At 61.2% G+C, this 18,757-nt stretch carries 16 protein-coding genes; 11 read left to right on the forward strand and 5 right to left on the reverse strand.

The genetic code is table 11. From position 1 onward, the window contains the following. The first annotated feature begins 98 nt into the window (after positions 1–98). Positions 99–911, forward strand: a complete 813-nt coding sequence (xthA, locus tag ACTJLA_RS10090; RefSeq protein ID WP_198790541.1) for an exodeoxyribonuclease III — start codon at positions 99–101, stop codon at positions 909–911. 195 nt (positions 912–1,106) lie between these two features. Further along, positions 1,107–2,438 (forward strand): phosphate ABC transporter substrate-binding/OmpA family protein, encoded by a 1,332-nt coding sequence (locus ACTJLA_RS10095; protein ID WP_314546157.1) that lies wholly within the window; start codon positions 1,107–1,109, stop codon positions 2,436–2,438. 134 nt (positions 2,439–2,572) lie between these two features. Here the strand turns inward: ACTJLA_RS10095 and ACTJLA_RS10100 are convergent, their stop codons facing one another. Further along, on the reverse strand, positions 2,573–3,802 hold the full coding sequence (locus ACTJLA_RS10100; RefSeq protein ID WP_034127914.1) for an acyl-CoA dehydrogenase: 1,230 nt from the start codon (positions 3,800–3,802) through the stop codon (positions 2,573–2,575). A gap of 151 nt (positions 3,803–3,953) precedes the next feature. Here ACTJLA_RS10100 and ACTJLA_RS10105 point away from each other — a divergent pair, with 151 nt between their 5' ends. From ACTJLA_RS10105 to ACTJLA_RS10115, 3 genes are read left to right on the forward strand one after another with little or no spacing between them, the layout of a single operon-like run. Beyond that, entirely contained in the window at positions 3,954–4,883 is a 930-nt protein-coding gene (locus tag ACTJLA_RS10105) for a LysR family transcriptional regulator (protein ID WP_034127915.1), read from the forward strand. A 53-nt stretch (positions 4,884–4,936) separates the two neighbouring features. Further along, on the forward strand, positions 4,937–5,329 hold the full coding sequence (locus ACTJLA_RS10110; RefSeq protein WP_003192195.1) for a MerR family transcriptional regulator: 393 nt from the start codon (positions 4,937–4,939) through the stop codon (positions 5,327–5,329). A 16-nt stretch (positions 5,330–5,345) separates the two neighbouring features. After that, entirely contained in the window at positions 5,346–6,248 is a 903-nt protein-coding gene (locus ACTJLA_RS10115) for a hydroxymethylglutaryl-CoA lyase (protein WP_034127916.1), read from the forward strand. Positions 6,249–6,888: 640 nt separating this feature from the next. Here the strand turns inward: ACTJLA_RS10115 and ACTJLA_RS10120 are convergent. Next, positions 6,889–8,520 (reverse strand): AMP-binding protein, encoded by a 1,632-nt coding sequence (locus tag ACTJLA_RS10120; RefSeq protein WP_313043655.1) that lies wholly within the window; start codon positions 8,518–8,520, stop codon positions 6,889–6,891. 150 nt (positions 8,521–8,670) lie between these two features. Here ACTJLA_RS10120 and ACTJLA_RS10125 point away from each other — a divergent pair, with 150 nt between their 5' ends. The 4 genes from ACTJLA_RS10125 to ACTJLA_RS10140 all read left to right on the forward strand — a co-directional run bounded on the left by ACTJLA_RS10125 (position 8,671) and on the right by ACTJLA_RS10140 (position 14,344). Next, positions 8,671–9,834, forward strand: a complete 1,164-nt coding sequence (locus ACTJLA_RS10125; RefSeq protein WP_314546143.1) for an isovaleryl-CoA dehydrogenase — start codon at positions 8,671–8,673, stop codon at positions 9,832–9,834. A 12-nt stretch (positions 9,835–9,846) separates the two neighbouring features. Further along, positions 9,847–11,454: a carboxyl transferase domain-containing protein gene (locus tag ACTJLA_RS10130; RefSeq protein WP_072446074.1), complete on the forward strand. Its 1,608-nt coding sequence runs from the start codon at positions 9,847–9,849 to the stop codon at positions 11,452–11,454. A gap of 161 nt (positions 11,455–11,615) precedes the next feature. Beyond that, entirely contained in the window at positions 11,616–12,422 is an 807-nt protein-coding gene (locus ACTJLA_RS10135) for a gamma-carboxygeranoyl-CoA hydratase (RefSeq protein ID WP_034127920.1), read from the forward strand. Continuing rightward, positions 12,419–14,344 (forward strand): acetyl/propionyl/methylcrotonyl-CoA carboxylase subunit alpha, encoded by a 1,926-nt coding sequence (locus ACTJLA_RS10140; protein WP_057974932.1) that lies wholly within the window; start codon positions 12,419–12,421, stop codon positions 14,342–14,344. Before ACTJLA_RS10135 ends, ACTJLA_RS10140 begins: the two co-directional genes overlap by 4 nt. Here the strand turns inward: ACTJLA_RS10140 and ACTJLA_RS10145 are convergent. After that, entirely contained in the window at positions 14,341–14,976 is a 636-nt protein-coding gene (locus ACTJLA_RS10145; RefSeq protein WP_072446076.1) for a LexA family protein, read from the reverse strand. The two genes, ACTJLA_RS10140 and ACTJLA_RS10145, sit on opposite strands and share 4 nt — an antisense overlap. Positions 14,977–15,154: 178 nt before the next feature. Between ACTJLA_RS10145 and ACTJLA_RS10150 the strand changes: the two genes are divergently transcribed. Further along, a complete protein-coding gene (locus ACTJLA_RS10150) occupies positions 15,155–15,448 on the forward strand; it encodes a DUF6124 family protein (RefSeq protein ID WP_054917372.1) in 294 nt (97 codons plus the stop codon). Between the two features lie 464 nt (positions 15,449–15,912). Beyond that, entirely contained in the window at positions 15,913–17,064 is a 1,152-nt protein-coding gene (locus ACTJLA_RS10155) for a M14 family metallopeptidase (RefSeq protein WP_034127923.1), read from the forward strand. A gap of 61 nt (positions 17,065–17,125) precedes the next feature. On the opposite strand, the gene ACTJLA_RS10160 is transcribed toward ACTJLA_RS10155, so the two are convergent. Together ACTJLA_RS10160 and ACTJLA_RS10165 are read right to left on the reverse strand one after the other, a co-directional pair. Continuing rightward, entirely contained in the window at positions 17,126–17,665 is a 540-nt protein-coding gene (locus ACTJLA_RS10160; protein WP_032896571.1) for a cytochrome b, read from the reverse strand. Then, complete coding sequence (locus ACTJLA_RS10165; RefSeq protein WP_054917334.1) at positions 17,662–18,744, reverse strand: catalase family peroxidase; 1,083 nt, start codon at positions 18,742–18,744, stop codon at positions 17,662–17,664. Before ACTJLA_RS10165 ends, ACTJLA_RS10160 begins: the two co-directional genes overlap by 4 nt. Between the last annotated feature and the right edge of the window lie 13 nt (positions 18,745–18,757).

Raw genomic sequence — 18,757 nt, forward strand, 5'->3', positions numbered from 1 at the left:
GTTCCCAGACATTAGCAGCGCATTCATCCTGCCGCCACGCTGGCCCCCATCCGACTTGTCGGCTAGCATCGCCCTTTTGCCAGACTGGACTGCCGACCATGAAAATCGTCTCCTTCAATATCAACGGGCTGCGTGCTCGCCCTCATCAGTTGGCGGCGCTGATTGAAAAGCATCAACCGGACGTGATCGGTTTGCAGGAAACCAAGGTCCACGATGATCAGTTCCCGTTGGCCGAAGTGCAGGCCCTGGGTTATCACGTGTACTACCACGGGCAGAAAGGCCACTACGGCGTGGCCCTGCTTTCGCGCAAAGAAGCGTTGAGCTTGCACAAAGGCTTTGCCAGCGATGAAGAAGACGCCCAGCGCCGGTTTATCTGGGGCACCTTCGCCGATGAAAACGGCCACCCAGTGACCATCATGAACGGCTACTTCCCCCAAGGCGAAAGCCGCGACCACCCAACCAAGTTCCCGGCCAAGCAGCGCTTCTATGAAGACTTGCAGCAATTGCTGGAAAGCCAGTTCAGCAATGACCAGGCGCTGGTGGTGATGGGCGACGTGAACATTTCCCCAGAGGACTGCGACATCGGCATCGGCGCCGACAACGCCAAGCGCTGGCTGAAAACCGGCAAGTGCAGCTTCCTGCCGGAAGAACGCGAGTGGATGGCACGCTTGAAGAACTGGGGCCTGGTGGACAGCTTCCGCCACCTCAACCCGGATGTGACCGACCGCTTCAGCTGGTTCGATTACCGCAGCCGTGGCTTTGAGGACGAGCCCAAGCGCGGGCTGCGCATCGACGTGATCTTGGCGTCCACCGGGTTGGTGCCTCGGGTCAAGGACGCGGGGGTGGACTATGATTTGCGTGGGCTGGAGAAACCGTCGGACCATGCGCCGATCTGGTTGGAACTGAGCTGATTGTAGGAGCGAGCTTGCTCGCGAAGAACTTGAGGGCGCCGCGTTTATTCAGGAAGCCCGCGTTATCGTTGACGTTTTTCGCGAGCAAGCTCGCTCCTACAGGAGATCAGGGGTGCCAGCCCCGTGTCGGTCATATGGCTGCAATCCAACTGACTTAATCTTGCGGCACTCCCTTTGGCCTAAGAAGGTGCCGGCATGATGCTGCGCGTTCTGTTCCTGTGTTTTGCAATCGCACTCCCCGCCGTGGCGGCCCCTCTGTCCATTCCCGACCAAGGCCCGGCCCTGCGCATCCAGGGCTCCAACACCATCGGCGCGGCACTCGGCCCGGCGCTGGTCAAAGGCTTGATGGAGTATCAGGGCTTGCAGGATGTGCGTGCTGAACCGGGTGCCGGGGTGAATGAGCAGCGCGTGGTCGGCAAGACACGCCAAGGCCAGACGGTCACCATCGAGGTGGCGGCCCACGGTTCCAGCACCGGCTTTGCGGCGCTGAAAAACAATCGCGCCGACCTCGCCGCCGCGTCCCGCCCGATCAATGACAGCGAGCTGGTGGACCTCGACCCCCTGGGGGACTTGAAAACCCCAGGCGCCGAGCATGTGATCGCCATTGATGGCCTGGCAATCATCGTCAACCCGCGCAACCCGCTCAATAGCCTCAACACCGAGCAATTGGCGCAAATCTTCAACGGCGAGGTCAGCACCTGGGAGGCACTGGGAGGTACAGGCGGGACCATTCATTTATATGCCCGGGATGATCAATCCGGCACCTTCGACACCTTCCGGGAACTGGTGCTGAGCCGCCGCGGCCAACCGCTCGCGCCGTTGGCCAAGCGCTTTGAATCCAGCGAACAGCTTTCCGATGCGGTGAGCCAGGACCCCCAGGGCATCGGTTTTATTGGCCTGCCCTCTGTGCGCCAGGCCAAGGCGGTGGCGATTGTCGACGGCGACTCGCAACCGATGTTGCCGCTGACCAGCCTGATCGCCACCGAGGATTACCCGCTGTCACGTCGGCTGTTCTTCTACTTGCCGCCCTCTTCCCGCAACCCATGGGCCAAGGCGTTGGTGGAGTTTACCCAAGGCAGCAAGGGCCAGGCGATTGTGGCTGCCAATGGCTTCATCGCCCAGCAGGTGCAAGCGATCGGTGTGGCGCCGCGCCCGTCGATGCCCGACGATTACCAGGCCATCGCCCGAGACGCTCAGCGCCTGACGGTGAATTTTCGCTTCGACGAGGGCAGCGCCAGCCTCGACAATAAGGCGCGCCAGGATGTGCAGCGGGTGGTCGCCTATATCAGAAGCCACGGCAAGCTGAATAAACAGGTGACGCTGGTGGGGTTTGGCGACACCAAGAATGATCCGCAACGTGCGGCGCTGCTATCGAAGTTGCGGGCGATGGCAGTGCGCCGAGAGCTGGTCAAGAGCGGCGTGGTGCTCAAGGATATTCGCGGGTTTGGCGCGCAGATGCCGGTGGCGGCCAATACTGCGGATGAAGGCCGGATCAAGAATCGGCGAGTGGAGGTTTGGGTGTACTGAAGATCATTGAAGATCGTTCCCACGCTCCGCGTGGGAATGCCGCTCTGGACGCTCCGCGTCCGCTCTTGAGAGGGTGACGCAGAGCGTCACGGGAGGCGTTCCCACGCAGAGCGTGGGAACGATCATCATCAGTGTTACTGCCCGCCGCGCATCAATTCCCGAGGCACATATTTGCCAATCTCGAACTTGCCAATCGCCGCACGGTGCACTTCGTCCGGGCCGTCGGCCAGGCGCAGGGTGCGTTGCATGGCGTACATATAGGCCAGCGGAAAATCATTGGACACCCCGGCGCCGCCGTGCATCTGGATCGCGCGGTCGATGACCTTCAAGGCCACATTCGGCGCCACCACCTTGATCTGGGCGATTTCGCTTTTCGCCACTTTGTTACCCACGGTGTCCATCATGTACGCCGCTTTCAAGGTCAGCAGGCGGGCCATGTCAATTTCCATGCGTGAGTCGGCGATCTTGTCGATATTGCCGCCCAACCGCGCCAAAGGCTTGCCGAAGGCAGTGCGGCTGACCGAGCGTTTGCACATCAACTCCAATGCGCGTTCGGCCATGCCGACCGAACGCATGCAGTGGTGAATGCGGCCAGGGCCAAGGCGGCCCTGGGCGATCTCGAAGCCACGGCCTTCGCCCAGCAACACGTTTTCATAAGGCACACGCACATTGTCGAACAGCACTTCGGCATGGCCGTGGGGCGCATCGTCGTAGCCGAATACCGGCAGCGGCCGCAGGATTTTCACGCCTGGGGTATCGACCGGCACCAGGATCATCGAGTGCTGCTGGTGACGCGGTGCATCGGGGTTGCTCAGGCCCATGAAGATCAGGATCTTGCAGCGCGGGTCGCAGGCGCCGGAGGTCCACCACTTCTTGCCGTTGATCACCCACTCGTCGCCCTGGCGTTCGGCGCGGGCGGCCATGTTGGTGGCGTCCGAGGAAGCCACATCCGGTTCGGTCATGGCAAAAGCCGAGCGAATCTCGCCGCGCAGCAAGGGTTCGAGCCAGCGCTGTTTCTGTTCTTCGTTGGCGTAGCGCACCAGCACTTCCATATTGCCGGTGTCGGGAGCGGAGCAGTTGAATGGCTCCGGGCCGAGCAACGAGCGGCCCATGATTTCCGCCAAGGGTGCGTATTCAAGGTTGGTCAGGCCAGCGCCCAGTTCGGATTCCGGCAGAAACAGGTTCCACAAGCCCTCGGCCTTCGCCTTGGCCTTGAGTTCTTCCATGATCGCCGTGGGCTGCCAGCGATCACCTTCGCTGACTTGGCGTTCGAACACCGGTTCGGCCGGGTAGACATAAGCGTCCATGAACGCAGTGACGCGTTCACGCAGTTCCTGAACCTTGGGCGAATAGGCGAAATCCATGAGCAGCTCCCTTCTTTGAGAGGTTGTTTAGGTCATGCATTCGATGCTAGAACAGCGCTGATAATTTACCTAGCCTATTCTCGCCGTGTATTAACATTCATCACCGATATATGATCGGTGTATGAGCACCTCACAATAAGAGCGCAACGAAATGAATCTGAGCAAGGTCGACCTCAACCTCTTTATTGTCTTCGACGCGATTTACACCGAAGCCAACCTGACCCGCGCCGGCCAGATCGTGGGTATCACCCAGCCGGCGGTGTCCAACGCCCTGGCGCGGTTGCGCGAGACCTTCAACGACCCGCTGTTCGTGCGTACCGCCCAAGGCATGGTGCCCACGCCCATGGCGCAAAACATCATCGGCCCGGTGCGCAATGCGTTGTCGTTGCTGCGCGTGTCCGTGCAGGAAAGCCGCATCTTCAACCCGCAGCAGGCGGCCAAGACCTACCGTATCAGCATGACCGACCTGACCGAGGCCGTGATCCTGCCGCTGCTGTTCCAGCGCCTGCGTCGCCTGGCGCCTACCGTGATGATCGAGAGTTTCCTGTCCAAACGTCGCGAAACCACCAAGGAACTGGCCGCCGGGCGCCTGGATTTTGCCGTGGATGCGCCGCTCAATACCGACCCGCAGGTGCGTCACGTCAAGCTGATGGAAGACCGCTACGTGTGCGCCATGCGCAAGGGCCACCCGATGGCGGGCAAGGATAAATTCACCCTGGATGATTACCTGTCGCTGACCCATATCCATATCTCCAGCCGCCGCAACGGTTTGGGCTATGTGGACCTGGCCTTGGGCAAGATGGGCATTCAACGCAAGATCGCCCTGCGTTCCCAGCACTACCTGATGGCCTATCAGGTGTTGCAACAGACCGACATGGTGATGACCGTGCCCGAGCGTTTCGCCCGTCGTCATGAACTGCACTGGTTCCAACTGCCAGTCAACAGCGTGCCGCCGCTGGAAACCCATTTGTACTGGCACGAAAGCACCGACCAGGACCCGGCGAACCGCTGGATGCGTGAACAGATGATCGAGTTGTGCCAGCAGGTGACGGCCCAGGAAAAGAAAGCCCAGCAGCCTTGACGTTTACGTCAACCTGCAATTAGCTTAGCGCCAAGACTTCCTTGAGCACCGCCATGAGCACCACCTACAGCATCTCCGACCTCGCCCGCGAGCTCGACATCACCACCCGCGCCATTCGTTTCTATGAAGAACAAGGCCTGCTGGCCCCCGAACGTCGAGGCCAGGAGCGCATTTACTCGGCGCGGGACAAGGTCAGCCTCAAGCTGATCCTGCGTGGCAAGCGCATCGGCTTCTCCCTGGCCGAATGCCGCGAACTGATCGAACTCTACGACCCCACCGGCGGCAACCAGATCCAACTCAACAGCATGCTGGCCAAGATCGCCGAACGCCGTGAACAGTTGGAACAGCAACTGCTGGATATCGAACAGATGAAGCTGGAACTGGACACCGCTGAAGAGCGTTGCACCCAGGCCCTGGCGCAGACCATCAGCCAAGCCGGCCATTGACCAGAAGGTAACTGCCATGTCCCTCCCCTCCCACGTACGCCTGGTTGAAGTCGGCCCGCGCGACGGTTTGCAGAACGAAGCCCAGCCCATCAGCGTGGCGGATAAAGTCCGATTGGTAGACGCCTTGAGCGCCGCTGGCTTGAGCTATATCGAAGTCGGTAGTTTTGTCTCGCCCAAATGGGTGCCGCAAATGGCAGGTTCAGCCGAAGTGTTTGCGCAGATCCAGCGCAAGCCCGGCGTGACCTATGGCGCACTGGCACCGAACCTGCGCGGGTTCGAGGATGCGCTGGCGGCCGGGGTCAAGGAAGTCGCGGTGTTCGCGGCGGCGTCCGAGGCGTTCTCCCAACGCAATATCAATTGTTCCATCAGCGAGAGCCTGGAGCGCTTCGCACCGATCATGGCCGCCGCCAAGCAGCACGGCGTCAGCGTGCGCGGCTATGTGTCCTGTGTACTGGGTTGCCCCTATGAAGGCGATATCGCCCCGGAGCAAGTGGCGGCCGTCGCCCGCGAGCTGTATGCCATGGGCTGCTATGAAGTGTCCTTGGGCGACACCATCGGTACCGGCACGGCGGGCGCTACCCGGCGCCTGTTCGAAGTGGTCGGCGCGCAAGTGCCACGGGACAAGCTGGCCGGGCACTTCCACGACACCTACGGGCAGGCCATCGCCAACATCTATGCCAGCCTGCTGGAGGGCATCACGGTGTTCGACAGCTCTATCGCAGGCCTGGGCGGCTGCCCCTACGCCAAGGGCGCCAGCGGTAACGTCGCTACCGAGGACGTGCTGTACCTGCTCAACGGCCTGGGTATCGACACGGGTATCGACCTGGAACGCTTGATTGGCGCCGGCCAGCAGATCAGCCAGGTGCTGGGACGGCCTACGGGTTCCCGCGTGGCGAAGGTGCGTAACGCAGGTGAGTAGCACAGCTGTGACAATGTGTTACCGCACACCGGCATAACGGGTAACGCGGGAACAAAATCCGCCGTGCAAACTGAAAGAAAATACTGACAAAAAACCAACTTGTTGATTTTAAAGGCTTTTAAAAAGTTGGCACGCCTTCTGCTATCTCTATGGCATAACAAGAATAAAAAGCGCCAAACCTAATAAAAATAAGACGAAACGACTCTGACATAACAAAAACAACACGGCAGAGACGCAGCTAACAGATTTTTTTGGAGAAGATGTGCTTCCCAGGGTACGGCATGCCGCAACCCGCAACCGGATAGAGAAAAATAAAACTACCTCAGGTAGCTACCCACTGGTTGGATCGTTTACGAAGAAGCAGGTCAGCGTTCAAAAAAATACGTTTGCTCTTGACCCCGGATGGGGGTCGCCAAAAAAGCGGTACGGGCCACGGCTACCAAAAACAACAACAGGCCGCCCCTCAATAATAAGAAAAGAGCACGCAACGACAAATTAAAGGGGACCTTCGGGTCCCCTTTGTGCTTTCTGGGTTTCACTATTTTGGTGGCACAGCAGGTTCGCGGGGTATCAGGTAGATGTGGGCCGGCAGTCAGGCCGCCATCGCAGGCAAGCCAGCTCCCACAGGGGGTTGACGTTGTCAGCGCGCTTGCAGCTCCTGGATGGAAATCTCGCGCATGCGAAACTTCTGGATCTTGCCCGTGACTGTCATCGGAAACTCATCCACGAATTTGAAATGCCTGGGCGTCTTGAAATGGGCGATGCGGTCCTTGCACCAGCTCAACAACTCCAGCTCGTTGGCCACTTGACCGGGATGAAACTTGATCCAGGCAACAATCTCTTCGCCATAACGTTCATCCGGGATGCCAACGATCTGCACGTCCGCCACGGCCGGATGAGTAAAGAAAAACTCTTCCAGCTCCCGCGGGTAAACGTTCTCGCCACCGCGAATGATCATGTCCTTGTTACGCCCGGCGATGCACACGTAACCCTGCTCATCCATGGTCGCCAGGTCGCCGGTGTGCATCCAGCCGGCCTCATCGATGGACTCGCGAGTGCCGTCGGGGTTGTTCCAGTAACCGAGCATCACGCTGTAGCCGCGTGTACACAGTTCACCGATCACGCCCCGGGCCACGGTGTTACCGGCCTCGTCGACAATCTTGGTTTCCAGTTGCGGTTGGGTGCGGCCCACCGTGGTAACACGCCGTTCGATATCGTCATCTGCGCCGGTCTGCAGCGACACCGGGCTGGTTTCAGTCATGCCATAGGCAATCTGCACCTCTGCCATGTGCAGCTCATGGATGACCCGACGCATCACCTCGATCGGGCATGTCGCCCCGGCCATGATCCCGGTGCGCAGGCTGGACACCTCGAACTCGGCCCGGCGTGGGTGATCGAGCAGCGCGATAAACATGGTCGGCACGCCATATAAGCCGGTGGCTTGTTCTTCGGCGACGGCGCTCAGCGTCAGCAACGGGTCGAAGCCGTCATTGGGGTAGATCATGGTGGTGCCGTGAGTGATACAACCGAGGTTGCCCATGACCATGCCGAAGCAGTGGTACAGCGGCACTGGGATCACCAGGCGGTCCCCTGCCGTCAGGCCCAGGCTTTCACCGACCATGTAACCGTTATTGAGGATGTTGTGGTGACTGAGGGTGGCGCCCTTGGGGAAGCCGGTGGTGCCGGAGGTGTACTGGATATTCACAGGTTGATCGAAATGCAGGCTGGCCTGACGGCTTTGCAGTTGCTCGGGCGGCACGCCTGCGCCAAGCGCCGCCAACTGCGACCAGGGCATGAATTCCGGCGGCGGGCTGGGGTCCAGGCTGATGAGGCCGCGCAGCTCGGGTTTCAATGCCTGGAGCATGGCGTGGTAATCGGAGCTTTTGAACGAACCGGCGCATACCAGCCATTGGCAGCCGGATTGTTTGAGCACGTAGTCCAATTCACTGCTGCGATAGGCCGGGTTGATATTGACCAGGATCACCCCGAGCTTGGCGCTCGCCACCTGGCAGATCAGCCACTCGGCACAGTTAGGTGCCCAGATCCCCAGGCGGTCGCCGGTTTGCATGCCCAGGGCGATGAATGCGCGGGCGTGCAGCTCAACTGTCTCGGCCAGCTGCCGCCAGGTGTAGCGCCGCTGCTGGTGGCGCACCACCAAGGCTTCGCTGTCTGGATACTGCGCAACGGTGTGATCGAATGCCTGGCCAATGGTCATGGCCAGCAAGGCCTTGTCCTGGGAGCCACGGCTGTAACTCTGGTTCGGTTGATCCATAACGACCCCTGTTATCTTTTTTGTAGGTTGACGTATACGTAAACTACGATTGACAGCGCCGCAACGCAAGCTTACGTTAACGTAAAGGTGAGCGCCCTCCTCTCGCGCCCTGCCCACACAACAACAAAGCTCACATTAAGGTGCCTGTCCATGAGTTACCCGTCCCTGAACTTCGCCCTCGGCGAGACCATCGACATGCTGCGCGACCAGGTGCAGTCCTTCGTGGCCAAGGAGATCGCACCGCGCGCGGCCCAGATCGACCTCGACAACCTGTTCCCCGCCGACCTGTGGCGCAAGTTCGGCGACATGGGCCTGCTGGGCATCACCGTGCCCGAGGAATACGGCGGTGCCGGCCTCGGTTACCTGGCCCATGTGGTGAGCATGGAAGAAATCAGCCGTGGCTCGGCCTCGGCGGCGTTGTCCTACGGGGCGCACTCCAACCTGTGCGTCAACCAGATCAACCGCAACGGGAAACACGCACAAAAACTCAAGTACCTGCCCAAGCTGATCAGCGGCGAGCACATCGGCGCCCTGGCCATGAGCGAGCCGAATGCCGGTTCCGACGTGGTGTCGATGAAACTGCGCGCCGACAAGCGCGGCGACCATTACGTACTCAATGGCAGCAAGACCTGGATCACCAACGGCCCGGACGCCAACACCTATGTGATCTACGCCAAGACCGACCTGGAAAAAGGCCCCCACGGCATCACCGCTTTCATCGTCGAGCGCGACTGGAAAGGCTTCAGCCGCAGCAACAAATTCGACAAACTGGGCATGCGCGGCTCCAACACCTGCGAGCTGTTTTTCGACGACGTCGAGGTGCCCGAAGAAAACATCCTCGGCGTGCTCAATGGCGGCGTGAAAGTGTTGATGAGCGGCCTGGACTACGAGCGCGTGGTGCTTTCCGGTGGCCCTACCGGGATCATGCAGGCATGCATGGACTTGATCGTGCCCTACATCCACGACCGCAAGCAGTTCGGCCAGAGCATCGGCGAATTCCAGTTGATCCAGGGCAAGGTCGCCGATATGTACACCCAGCTCAACGCCAGCCGCGCTTATCTCTACGCGGTGGCGCAGGCGTGTGAACGCGGCGAGACCACGCGCAAGGACGCTGCGGGCGTGATCCTCTACAGCGCCGAGCGCGCCACGCAAATGGCCCTGGATGCAATCCAGATTCTGGGCGGCAATGGCTATATCAATGAATTCCCCGCCGGGCGCCTGCTGCGTGACGCCAAGCTCTACGAAATTGGTGCGGGCACCAGTGAGATTCGGCGGATGTTGATCGGTCGCGAACTGTTCAACGAAACCCGCTGAAGGAGCACGCCCATGGCCACCTTGCACACCCAGCTCAACCCGCGCTCGGCGGAATTCGCCGCCAACCACGCGGCGATGCTTGAACAGGTCGACGCCCTGCACAGCCTGCTCGCCCACGTCCATCAAGGTGGCGGCGCCAAGGCCCAGGAACGCCACACGTCACGCGGCAAGCTGTTGCCCCGCGAGCGTATCAACCGTCTGCTCGATCCGGGTTCGCCGTTTCTCGAGCTGAGCCAACTGGCCGCCCACCAGGTGTATGGCGAAGACGTCCCGGCTGCCGGGGTGATTGCCGGCATCGGCCGGGTGGAAGGCGTCGAATGCATGATTGTGGCCAACGATGCCACGGTCAAAGGCGGCTCCTATTACCCGCTGACCGTTAAAAAACACCTGCGCGCCCAGACCATCGCCGAGCAGAACCGCCTGCCGTGTATCTACCTGGTGGACTCCGGCGGCGCCAACCTGCCGCGCCAGGACGAGGTGTTCCCCGACCGTGAGCATTTCGGGCGGATCTTCTTCAACCAGGCCAATATGAGCGCCCAGGGCATTCCCCAGATTGCCGTGGTGATGGGCTCGTGCACCGCCGGCGGCGCCTACGTGCCGGCCATGGCCGACGAAGCGATCATGGTGCGCCAGCAAGCCACCATCTTCCTCGCCGGCCCGCCGTTGGTGAAGGCCGCCACCGGTGAAGTGGTGAGCGCCGAAGACTTGGGCGGTGCCGATGTGCACTGCAAGGTCTCGGGCGTGGCCGACCACTATGCCGACAGCGATGAGCACGCCCTGGCGCTGGCGCGGCGCAGCGTGGCCAACCTCAATTGGCGCAAGCAGGGTGAGCTGCTGCAACGCTCGCCGGTGGCGCCGCTGTACAGCAGCGAAGAGTTGTACGGCGTGATCCCGGCGGATGCCAAGCAACCCTTTGATGTGCGCGAAGTCATCGCACGGCTGGTGGACGGCTCGGTGTTCGATGAGTTCAAGGCCCTGTTCGGCACGACCCTGGTGTGCGGCTTTGCGCACTTGCATGGCTACCCGATAGCGATCCTGGCCAACAACGGCATCCTCTTCGCCGAAGCCGCGCAAAAAGGCGCGCACTTTATCGAACTGGCCTGCCAGCGCGGGATTCCGCTGCTGTTCCTGCAAAACATCACCGGCTTCATGGTCGGCCAGAAGTACGAAGCCGGCGGCATTGCCAAGCACGGCGCCAAGCTGGTCACCGCCGTGGCGTGCGCCAAGGTGCCGAAATTCACCGTGATCATCGGTGGCAGCTTTGGTGCGGGTAACTATGGGATGTGTGGCCGCGCCTACGACCCGCGCTTTTTGTGGATGTGGCCCAACGCACGCATTGGCGTGATGGGGGCCGAACAGGCCGCCGGGGTGTTGGCGCAGGTCAAGCGCGAACAGGCTGAGCGCGCCGGCAACGGTTTCAGTGCCGAGGAGGAAGCCGCGATCAAGCAGCCGATCCTCGACCAGTATGAAACCCAGGGCCATCCCTACTACTCCAGCGCGCGCTTGTGGGATGACGGCGTGATCGACCCGCTGCAGACCCGTGACGTGCTGGCCCTGGCCTTGTCCGCCGCACTGAACGCCCCCATCGAGCCGAGCCGCTTCGGCGTGTTCCGCATGTAACCTGTAGGAGCGCGCCTGTTGTGGCGAGGGAGCTTGCTCCCGCTGACTGCGCAGCAGTCCCGGCTTTTTTGGGGGCGCTGCGCACCCCAGCGCAAGCAAACTTGCTCGCCACAACAAGCTCGCTCCTACAGGAGGCCTCTCATTATCATGGAGCTCCTTGCATGAGCGACTTCAACACCCTCGAACTGATCACCGACCGCCGTGGCTTTGCCACGCTGTGGCTCAGCCGCGAAGCCAAGAACAACGCGTTCAACGCCGAGATGATCCGCGAGCTGATCCTGGCCCTTGACCGCGTACAAGGCGACCCGTCCCTGCGCTTCCTGGTACTGCGCGGGCGTGGCAAGCACTTCAGCGCCGGTGCCGACCTGGCCTGGATGCAGCAATCGGCCGAGCTGGACTACCACACCAACCTGGACGACGCCCGGGAACTGGCAGAGCTGATGTACAACCTGTCCAAACTGAAAATCCCCACGCTGGCGGTGGTGCAAGGTGCGGCCTACGGGGGCGCGCTGGGCCTGATCAGTTGCTGTGACATGGCCATCGGTGCCGACGACGCGCAGTTCTGCCTGTCGGAAGTGCGTATCGGCCTGGCGCCGGCGGTGATCAGCCCGTTCGTGGTGCAGGCCATCGGCGAACGCGCTGCCCGTCGTTATGCACTCACAGCCGAGCGGTTCGGCGGCCAACGCGCACGGGAGATCGGCTTGCTGGCGGAAAGTTATCCTGCCGAGAGCCTGGATCAACAGGTGGACCAGTGGGTCACCAACCTGCTGCAAAACAGCCCGGCGGCCATGCGTGCCAGTAAGGATTTGCTGCGCGAAGTGGGCAACGGTGCCCTCACCCCCGCGCTGCGCCGCTATTGCGAAAACGCCATTGCGCGCATCCGGGTGAGCGCCGAGGGCCAGGAAGGTTTGCGTGCATTTCTGCAAAAACGTGCGCCAAGTTGGCAAACCCAGGAGCCGCGTTCATGAGCACACTCAACACCGTTCTGGTGGCCAACCGTGGCGAAATCGCCTGCCGGGTCATGCGTACCGCCAAGGCCATGGGGTTGACCACCGTGGCTGTGCACAGCGCCATCGACCGCGATGCCCGCCATAGCCGTGAAGCCGATATCCGCGTCGACCTGGGCGGCAGCAAGGCCACCGATAGTTACCTGCAAATCGACAAGCTGATTGCCGCCGCCCACGCCAGCGGCGCCCAGGCGATTCACCCCGGCTACGGCTTCCTCTCGGAAAACGCCGGCTTCGCCCGGGCCATCGAGGCGGCAGGCTTGATCTTCCTCGGCCCGCCCGCCTCGGCAATCGACGCCATGGGCAGCAAATCCGCGGCCAAGGCCTTGATGGAAACGGCTGGCGTACCCCTTGTGCCGGGTTATCACGGCGAGGCCCAGGACCTGGAGACCTTCCGCGCCGCCTGTGAGCGTATCGGCTACCCGGTGCTGCTCAAGGCCACGGCGGGTGGCGGTGGCAAGGGCATGAAAGTGGTCGAGGACGTCAGCCAACTGGCCGAAGCCCTGGCTTCCGCCCAGCGTGAGGCGCTGTCGTCGTTCGGCAACGGGCAGATGCTGGTGGAGAAATACCTGCTCAAGCCGCGGCATGTCGAGATCCAAGTGTTTGCCGACCAGCAGGGTCATTGCTTGTACCTCAATGAACGCGACTGCTCGATCCAGCGTCGTCATCAAAAGGTCGTGGAAGAAGCCCCGGCACCCGGCTTGAGTGTCGAGCAGCGCCGGGCCATGGGCGAAGCGGCCGTGCGCGCTGCCCAGGCCATCGGGTATGTCGGCGCAGGTACGGTGGAGTTTTTGCTGGATGCCCGTGGCGAGTTTTTCTTCATGGAGATGAACACGCGGCTGCAGGTGGAGCATCCGGTGACCGAAGCGATTACCGGCCTCGACCTGGTGGCCTGGCAGATCCGGGTTGCCCAGGGCGAGGCGCTGCCGATCACGCAAGAGCAGGTCGCGTTGAACGGTCATGCAATTGAAGTGCGGCTGTATGCCGAAGACCCGGCCAATGACTTTCTGCCGGCCACCGGGCACCTGGCGCTGTACCGCGAGTCCAGCCCGGGCCCTGGACGCCGGGTGGATAGCGGCGTCGAGCAAGGCGACAGCGTGTCGCCCTTCTACGACCCGATGCTCGGCAAGTTGATTGCCTGGGGTGAAGACCGCGAACAGGCGCGCCTGCGCTTATTAAGCATGCTGGATGAGTTTGCGGTCGGCGGGCTCAAGACCAACCTGGGCTTTTTGCGGCGCATCATCGGGCACCCTGCGTTTGCCGCGGCCGAGTTGGATACCGGGTTTATCCCGCGCTATCAGGGTGAGCTGTTGCCGACGCCAGGAGCCTTGAGCGATGAGTTCTGGCAAGCGGCGGGCTCGGCGTTTATGCAGAGCTTGCCGGTGGGTGACGGGCCTTGGGCAAGTCACCAGGGCTTTCGCGCGGGCCTGCCTGCCGAGGTGTCGCTGCACCTGAGCTGCAATGGGCAGGATCGGTTGGTGACACTGACCGGGCAACCGTCTCAGTTATGCGGCGAACAGTTGCTGACTGAACATCAGGGCGTGCGCCGTGCTCATCTGGCGGTGCGCAGTGAAGGCAGCCTGTACCTGCGTTGGGACGGCGAGATGCATGCCGTCAGCCTGTTCGACCCGATTGCGGCGGTCGAGGCCAATCAATCCCATCAGGGCGGCCTCACCGCCCCCATGAACGGCAGCATCGTGCGGGTGCTCGTGGAGGTGGGCCAAACCGTTGAGGCTGGTACTCAACTGGTGGTGCTCGAAGCCATGAAGATGGAACACAGCATCCGTGCGCCCCACGCCGGGGTGGTCAAGGCGCTGTTCTGCCAGGAAGGTGAAATGGTAGCCGAAGGCAGCGCGCTGGTGGAGCTGGAAACGGCCGACTAGAACTTCGCCGTGGCTTGCACCACCACACCCAGGAGGCGGCAGCCGTCGGTGAGCAGCACCTTGGGGTAAGTGGGGTTGAGCGGCACCAGGTAGTGCTGGCCGCTTTCTTCCTGCAATTGGCGAAAGGTGGCCTGGGGGTTACCGGCCCATTGGGCCACCACCAGCCTGCCGGGCTCGGGTGCGATGGCCGGGTCAACCAGGATCATCATGCCAGCCGCAATACTCATACCCGTGGGGGCGGTCATGGCGTCTCCCGTCACCGGCAACCAGAATGCCTCGCCTCGGGCGTGGTAATCGGTCAATTCGTAGCGCTCGGTTCTATAAGGCGCACGCTCCTCACGCAGCTCGCAGGCCTGCTTCCAGTCGCTGACCGGGTAGCGGAAATACGGATTGTAGTGGGGGTCCAGTTCCGGCACTTGCGCGGCCCGTTCACGAATCTCCAGCGCCACCTCCAAATACCCCAACCCCAGTTCGGCGAGCACACGGTTCATGTCCGCCAGGCTCGGCACACGGCGTTTATTGAGCCAATGGCCGACGCCGCCCTGGGACATGCCCAGGCGCCGCGCCAGTTCATCCTGCGTGACCTTGCGGTCTTTCATGTTGGCCTTGACCAACGCTATCCAGTTATCCATGGCGCATCACAATACGGCGCCCGTTTTTGCGGGCAATAAACAGTTTGTAGTAATCCATAAAACGACAGGAATACGATACGTACTATCATCAAGCCCAAGGATTTCGACACCCACCGGAGTATTGCCGCTTATGACGACCCGCACGCACCCAACGCCCGAACTGACTGAAGTAAACGACATGTGCAACAGTGGCGCGGCCCAGCGCGCACTGGACTACTACTTGAAAGAAAATCGGTCGACGCCGGATTCGGACGGGGCCATGTTCGCGATCAAACCCGAAGTCAGCCAGGAGGAGGCCCTGATACACGCCTCGGACCTGTTGCGCAGTGCAGCGGCAACCGCCTACGAGTCGGCGTGCAGCCATCAGGGCAACCAGCGCGACCTGGCGTTTTCGGTGGTGTATTTGATCGATATGGCGAAGGCGATGGTGGAGCGGTCGTTGCAAGCACCAGGAGCGGCGGCAAACGCTTAGTAGGTATGAAAGAAAAATATTTCTATCCCACGGATAAAAACATTTGACTTGCAAATGATAATGATTATTATTGGACTCAGCTGATCGCGAGATCAGTCGATAGACCAAGAGACCTTAGGTCGGACTCTTGGAATATCTCCTCATCAGGCTAATCACGGTTTTTGACCCGGCTCTTTGGCCGGGTCTTTTTTTTGCCAGTTTTCCTGGCATGGCTTCAGGCTAATGAAGACTGTGTGTTGCTTGATGGCGCGCATGGTAGCAAAAGACTATCACCCAAAGAAAGTCGTCCGAGTGCTCTAGCGCGTATCTCTGCGAATTAGCGCTTGAGAATCAATCTCATAGACTCTAAGCTGCGGCGGCGTCACGGATGACGCCCCCTCCCCTGCAACAATTTTTGCATCCTGGTTTTACCGAACGCCTGTGTAAGATAGCCGCCACATCACTCATATTCAGGCAACCAGACTATGACCGTGGCCTTGACCTCCATCAAGATCAGCACCGACTTCGACAGCGGCAATATCCAGGTCCTGGATGCCAGCGACGCTTATCAGTTGTTGCTGGCAATCAAACCCGATACCCGCAGCGATCACTACCAATGGTTCCACTTCAAGGCCGAAGGCATGCACGTGGGACACACCCATACCTTTCGCTTGAGCAACGCAGGGCGCTCGTCCTACAAGCATGCCTGGAGCGGCTACAACGCCGTGGCGTCCTACGACCATATCAACTGGTTCCGGGTACCGACGCGCTTTGATGGCGAGATCCTGCACATCAACCTCCAGACCCGGGAAAAGCACGCCTGGTTTGCCTACTTCGAGCCCTACAGCCGTGAGCGCCATGACTGGCTGATCGAGCAAGCCCTGAAGTACGCCGGGGTCACCCTGCTGGCCACCGGCAAGAGCGCTGAAGGCCGCGATATTCAACTGCTGCGCCGAGGCAAAGGAATCGAGGGCCGGCGCAAGGTGTGGATCATCGCCCAGCAGCACCCCGGGGAACACATGGCCGAATGGTTTATGGAGGGCGTGATTGAGCGCCTGCAAAAGGACGGCGACGACGAACTGAAAAAACTGCTGGCCGTCGCCGATCTGTACCTGGTACCGAACATGAACCCGGATGGCGCCTTCCACGGCCACCTGCGCACCAACGCCATGGGCCAGGACCTGAACCGCGCTTGGCAGAGCGCCAGCCACGAACTCAGCCCCGAAGTCCTGTTCGTCCAGCAACAGATGGAAAAGTACGGCGTGGATATGTTCCTCGACATCCACGGCGATGAAGAAATCCCCTACGTGTTCACCGCCGGCTGCGAAGGCAACCCTGGCTACACCCCGCGTATCGAAGCCCTGGAAAAACACTTCCGCAGCCATTTGAGCCACCTGACACGAGACTTCCAGACCACCCACGGCTACACCCGCGACCTGCCCGGCCAAGCCAACATGACCCTGGCCTGCAACGCGGTAGGAGAAAAATACGACTGCCTGTCCCTGACCCTGGAAATGCCCTTCAAGGACAACGACGACGCGCCCAACCTGCGAACTGGCTGGTCAGGCGATCGTTCAAAACAGTTGGGCAAGGACGTGTTGAGCAGCGTCGCTGATATCGTTGGGCGTTTGCGCTAACCCCCGAGGCGAGCTCTTTGTGGCGAGCGAGCTTGCTCGCGCTGGGNCGCCACAAGAGCGGTCAATCCTTGCTGCCGGTCATGCTTTGCAAGACACCATCGCGGCGGATCAAACCGTGGAACAACGCGGCCGCCAGATGCACCAGCACGGTGAGAAACAGCAGATAGGCCAGGTAGCCGTGGGCCTTGCGCAACAGCGCGAACAACGGCGCATTCGCCCCCACCAGTGCGGGCAGTTGCAGGTTACTGCTGAGCATCACCGGGTCGCCAGCCGCTGAAATCATCGCCCAACCCAGCAGCGGCAACACCAGCATCAACGCGTACAACAGCACATGGGAAGCCTTGGCTGCGAGCCTTTGCCACACCGGTAAATCCGCTGGCAACGGCGGTTGGCGCGTCGAGAAACGCACCGCCAGGCGCACGATCACCAGCGCCAGAATCGCAATGCCCAGCGGCTTGTGCAGGTGGATCAGCCACTCATGGCGCTCCGACACCGACGCCGCCAGACCCGCGCCGATAAACAGCATGGCGATGATCATCAACGCCATCAGCCAGTGCAGCACGCGCGCCAGGGGCGCAAAGAACCGTGGTTGAGCATTCATGGCTTCGACTCCTGAGGGGCGCTGTGCAACGGGCTGACTTCCCCGGCGCGGCGCAGGTACGAACTGGCATACGCGGCCGAACGGGCGGCCAGCAAGGGGTCGTTGGAGGCTTGGATACCACTGGGCAGAATCAGCGGGTCAAAGTTGATATCGCGGCAATCACCGTCTGCCTGGGGCTGGCTGCTTTGCAGCACCAACGTGCCGGCGTTGAGGACCTTGTGCGCGCCGGTCCAGGTCTTGCTTGCGTCGTCCAGCGGGTCGCCGGGGTTGGCCAGGGTCATGTTCAACTGCCAACGCAATGGCCCGGCGGCCAGGCGTCGCACCAAGTCCTGCTCGAGGAAGTCACTGCCAGCAGGTGCGGTATCACCCGCCGCGTCCTGGCTCTGGGGCACCACCTCCCAACGCACGGCCTGGCGCGTACCATCGGCAGCCACCAGGTAAAACGCGTTGATGCCGTTATAGGTTTCAGTCGCATAACTGGCCGATGGCTTGGCGGTCTTGACCCAGGCCAGGAATGGCGCTGTCTCGGGGTGTGCGGCAAAAAACGCCGGCATGCTTGACGGGTTCGGCTTGCCGGTGGCCGGATCTGGCGCGCCGGCCTTGAGCAACTGGTAAAACGCCTCGGGCGTGCCCACTGGGAACACCGGCATGCTGTTCATCCCCGTCCGCCATTGCTGGCCGTTGGCCTGGCTGAACTGCACGGCGAAACTGCGAATCGGCACACTGCTGTCCGGCGCGTACGGGTTGCCGCTGGGCAAGGCAAAGCGGCCGATGATCGGAGTCTTGGCCTCGCTGAACACCTGGGCGTTGGAATAGGCACGGGCCTCAGTACTGCTCTCGAAATAACCCGCCACGCATACGCCCTTGGCATGGTTACGGCGAAAGCCCGGATGCACGCCGTTATTGGTTTCCAGGGCATTGACCAAGGTTTTTGGCCGCAGGCGTTGTGGGTCGAGCGTGCCATTGACGTAGGCAAATGCCCCGGCAACAACCGCAACCACGGCACCGATGCCGGCAAGTCGTGCGATCAGGCTCGCAGTGCTCAATGGAGGACGGGGGGGTGATGAGTGATCTACCATGCAGGAACTCCAG

Origin of the sequence: Pseudomonas sp. 22072 (assembly GCF_052046095.1) — a bacterium.
Lineage (GTDB): Bacteria > Pseudomonadota > Gammaproteobacteria > Pseudomonadales > Pseudomonadaceae > Aquipseudomonas > Aquipseudomonas paracarnis.